We start from the raw sequence: 4,092 nt of genomic DNA, 5'->3' as shown, positions 1-4,092 counted from the left end.
CCAAATTCAAAAACCCCCGCCGACAGGATCAGCATCAGTGGCGCGATCAGCGCCATCTCGACAAGCGCCGTCCCACTTGGATCGCGTCTAAATCTATGCAGATGGCGGTAGAGCGTTGCGATCATGGCCGTCACCGGTAGAGCTGGGCTTCGTCGCGAAGAAAATTGTCGAGCGTGCCTTGGCCGCCGCGCCCGGTGATGTCTACAAGCTCGACTCTAATGGTCTGATCTGGGCCGCTCTCCACAGGTTCCGTGATGAAGAAACTGCCGAAGGCCTCGACCGGTAGCGGCTCTGAGGAGTTGCCTCCTGACATCAACCCGGCGGCTACCAGTGCCTGACAGTTTAAGATGGCGCCGTAGAGGAGTCGTCGGTCCGGATCGGAAACGCTGTTTGACGAACAGGCTGGGGCGCCTAGCTCGCCACCATTCGAAGGGTGATTTACGATGCCCTGCGAAATCTCGTAGCGATAGGCGCTGTAGCGGGTCGGCTGATTTGTATTGCTGGCAGGGTTTATACCATCTGCCCCGATTGGCTTTGGAACGGTTACCGGGTTTGTCGTGGTGTTGAAATTGGTATTCCAATATTGGTCGAAATCCCAATTCCCGTCGCCGATGCGTCCGTTGACTACCGGGTCGCGTGGCAAGGCCTGGAAATTTGTCGGCTGCGCCGGGCTGACTTCAGCGGCATTGCACGCGTTACCTTGGGTCCTGTAGCCCTTCCGCACGTTTTCACCTGGCGCAAAATTAGGGTCGTTTCTATTGCCGTTCATCGGTCCATCGTAGACGTCGAAGCGAACATTCAATGCATCGCGAACCGTCGCAAGGAAGCCGGGGCGCAGCAGCACGCCACGTTGATCGTAACATGCCTGCGATTTTGTCATGGCGATCATATCCCTGATGGCGTTTGCGCCAGATCCATTCGGCGGTTGCAGGAAGCCGTAGTTTCCAGGCGAGTTCTGCGCCGAACTGCCGCCCTGCTGGCGCAGCTCAATCATGCGGCGGCGCTTCGCCGGGTCGGCGGCGACGTCAAAGAGGTTGTCAGCCGTATTCTCGTAGGGATTGCAGATGTACACCGGGGTGAAATCGCAGACGCTGGAGGTGAAGCCGGCGACCGACACTGCCCCGATGTTGAACGATCCGTTGGCGTTCGACGACAGAAAAGAGACGGGGAAGATCGCTGCGAACCCTACGGGCGTTACTGTGACCTCGATGAAGCGAGCTTGCACGGCGCCTGCGACCTCGTCGGTGATGACATTGGCTGCGGTGATCGGAAGATTGTCGGTCGCCGGAATAGATCTCAGATAGCGCCTGGTTACGCCGGCTGCCAACAAATCCTGCGGGCCGGTACCACCTGTCGAGAAATTATATCTGTTGAAGACCAAGGTGGACAGCGCGCGGTCTGCCCGCGTGATGCTATCAGGCCGGCCATCAAGTTCGGCAGCAGCGGCAAGCGAGAACGAATCGGCGCCCTTTTGCAGATCATTATGCAGATTGTTCGCCCTGCTCATATCGATGGCGAGCAGCGAAAACCCGATAATCGCCGGCAGGGTAATGCTGACGAGGATCAGCGCTATTCCCCTCTGGTCCTGCCAGAACGCGCGAAAGGTCCGCAGCATGGCCTTACTCTTTGCTCCCCTGACGCCGGTCGTCTTGCCTGGCGCACTGAAACCGCATCCCTGTTCAGTTCACTGGTTCGTCACTCCCGACCCGCCGACATTGACCGTGATGGCCGGCGGCGGCGGCGGTGGTGGTGGAAATCTGTAGTTCTGAGCAACACCGGCGGCGCGCGCACCGTCACCCTCGATCCTGGTGTTGTTGGAGGCCGGATTGAGCGGGTCGACCGTTTGCAGCATCGAATTGAACTTCTGCGTGTCGCCGGCAGCCAGGGTCACCGAATCATAGTGGTTCAGATAGTCCGTGGCACAGCCCGACAGCAGGCCGGTGCCCAGGATGAGGATCAAGGCGCTATTTCTTGACATAGAGCATCTTGTCCTTCGATTTGAAGTCGAGCATGTGGCCATAGGGGCCGGTTACGCCTTCGCCCAGTTCATATTTACGGACCATATCCTTGGTCACTTCAAGCTGTCCGAGCACGAAGAATTCGGGATCGTTGGCGGGCCGTGTCTTGTCGAACGGCGTCGCCAACTGCTCGCCGGGCTTCACCGGCCGCACGATGTGCGGCGTGACGATGACGACCAGCTCGGTCTCTTCCTTCTGGTTGCTCGAATTGCGAAACAGCGTTCCGATGACAGGCACCTGGCCGAGCCACGGCACCTGGTCCTGGAGCTTGGTGGTCTTGCTCGACAGAAGCCCGCCTACGGCGAAACTCTGGCCGTCGCGAAGTTCGACGACGGTTGCCAGCTTGCGGTTGGTGAAGATCGGGTCGCCGGCGGTGGTGAAGCCGGTCAGGTCGCTGACTTCCGGCGCCAGCCTCATATGGATCTTGCCGTCGTCGAGTACGACCGGCGTGAACAGCAGGTTAACGCCGAATTGCTTGTACTCGATGCTTATCTCGCCGTCTTTGTCGAGCGTTCGGATAGGCACTTCGCCGCCGGCGTTGAAGCTGGCCTGCTCGCCGGAAAGAGTGGTGAGGTTGGGGTTCGCGAGCATGCGCACCGCGCCTTTGGACTCGAGCGCCTCGATGATCAGATCGACCTTGATGTTGCTGTCGATGACGCGCGTGATCAGGGCTCCGAAGGGACTGGAGGTCGACAGGAGGCCGCTGAGCAGACCGCCCGGCCCGAGCACCACTCCGTCCTCGTCGACGGCAGCAACACCGGTGCCGGTACGGGTCGTGCCACTGCCGTTCGTGCTCCTGATCGACACGCCGAGATCGCGGCCGGTGTTGCGCTTGGCTTCCAGCACGCGCACTTCTAAATTGACCTGCTGGCTGTCGTCGACGATGACGGAGTTGATGACGGCGTCGGGGCCATATTGCTGCGCAACCGCCAGGATAGCCGCCAGCGTGGCGCCGTCCTTGACATGACCGCCAAGCCTGACCCTGCCGTTGACCGAGCCGACCTCGATGCGCGACTTCGGCGCCACCTGGCGGATCGCCTGCGCCATGTCGCTGACATCAACACCGACCTCGATCTGGAGCGCGCCGAGCGAGCGCTTGTCGGTGGAAAACAGATTGACCGTGGTGGTGCCGGCGCCCTTGCCGATGACATAGAGCGTGCGGTCGGTCATCGGCTGCGCATCGGCGATCTTCTCGTCGCCGACGACGATATCGCCCAGATTGGCCCTCACCTGGATCGTTACCGATTGTGACATCGGCAGGAAAATCCGGTGCACGGCAGGGGTTGAGACATCGATGAAGCGGTCGGCCGCACCGGCCGCCAGGCCCGACAGCAACAGCGCCGCCAAACACGACAACGCGGCCGTCGCTATCCCTAACCAAGAACCCCGCATCCCCGTCTCCCCACTCGCTGCTGGTGGCAGCATCCGTTTCGCCGCGCTTTATTGTTGTCGCGGTACGTCATATGTCTCGAGCTTCACACCCCGGAACACGCCGACCGTAGCCCGTGCCGGCGGCTCCGGCTGCACGTATTTGACCACTTCCTTGGTCGCCGGTGCCGCGATAGGAACCGGTTTGGCCCGGCCAAGTTCGTCGAGACGGCTTCCCACTTTTTCCACGGCCTGGGTCAACCCGGCAATCTTGTCCTCGGCGCGCTTGCGCTCGGCTGCTGCTGCCGCTTCCGCTGCTGCCCTCTTGTCGAGCTCCGCCTGCCTGGCGGCGACATCGGCCGGCGTTTCGCCGGTCAGGTCAGAAAGCGTCACCCGTTCTGTCGTCTCGCCCTTGCTGGCTGCGGCCTGACGCAGCGCCAGCGACAATTGGCCGGCGCCTGCCGCCAGCGTCAGCTTTTGCGCGTCCCTGGTGCTGGCCTCCAGCGTCACGGACTTCACCACCGTCGGGCTGTCCTTGCTTTCGTCGGCCACCTGGTCGATGGCCAGCACCTTCATGCTCTGCAGCAGCACGTCGACGAAACTCTTATCCGTGCCATCATCGCCGCGCGCCGTGCGGGTGAGTAGGATATCGACTCGATCGCCCGGGAAAACGAAGCCGGCCACACCGAGCACGTCGTTGACGCGG

The 4,092-nt window shown here is 61.4% G+C and carries 4 protein-coding genes; all 4 read right to left on the bottom strand.

What is annotated here, in order from left to right; all coding sequences use genetic code 11:
* Positions 1-130 precede the first annotated feature (130 nt).
* Entirely contained in the window at positions 131-1,615 is a 1,485-nt protein-coding gene (locus tag EN893_RS21945; protein ID WP_127268517.1) for a pilus assembly protein TadG-related protein, read from the bottom strand.
* Between the two features lie 69 nt (positions 1,616-1,684).
* Complete coding sequence (locus EN893_RS21940) at positions 1,685-1,978, bottom strand: hypothetical protein (RefSeq protein ID WP_127268518.1); 294 nt, start codon at positions 1,976-1,978, stop codon at positions 1,685-1,687.
* Positions 1,965-3,410 (bottom strand): type II and III secretion system protein family protein, encoded by a 1,446-nt coding sequence (locus EN893_RS21935; protein WP_128361771.1) that lies wholly within the window; start codon positions 3,408-3,410, stop codon positions 1,965-1,967. The genes EN893_RS21940 and EN893_RS21935 overlap by 14 nt, the downstream gene beginning before the upstream one ends.
* A 48-nt stretch (positions 3,411-3,458) precedes the next feature.
* Positions 3,459-4,092 (bottom strand): Flp pilus assembly protein CpaB (gene cpaB / locus EN893_RS21930; protein ID WP_128361770.1); only part of this gene is annotated, 634 nt, incomplete at its 5' end.

Source organism: Mesorhizobium sp. M7A.F.Ca.CA.004.04.2.1, from assembly GCF_004022825.1.
Taxonomy (GTDB): domain Bacteria; phylum Pseudomonadota; class Alphaproteobacteria; order Rhizobiales; family Rhizobiaceae; genus Mesorhizobium.
This window is presented reverse-complemented; position numbering and strand designations above follow the sequence as displayed.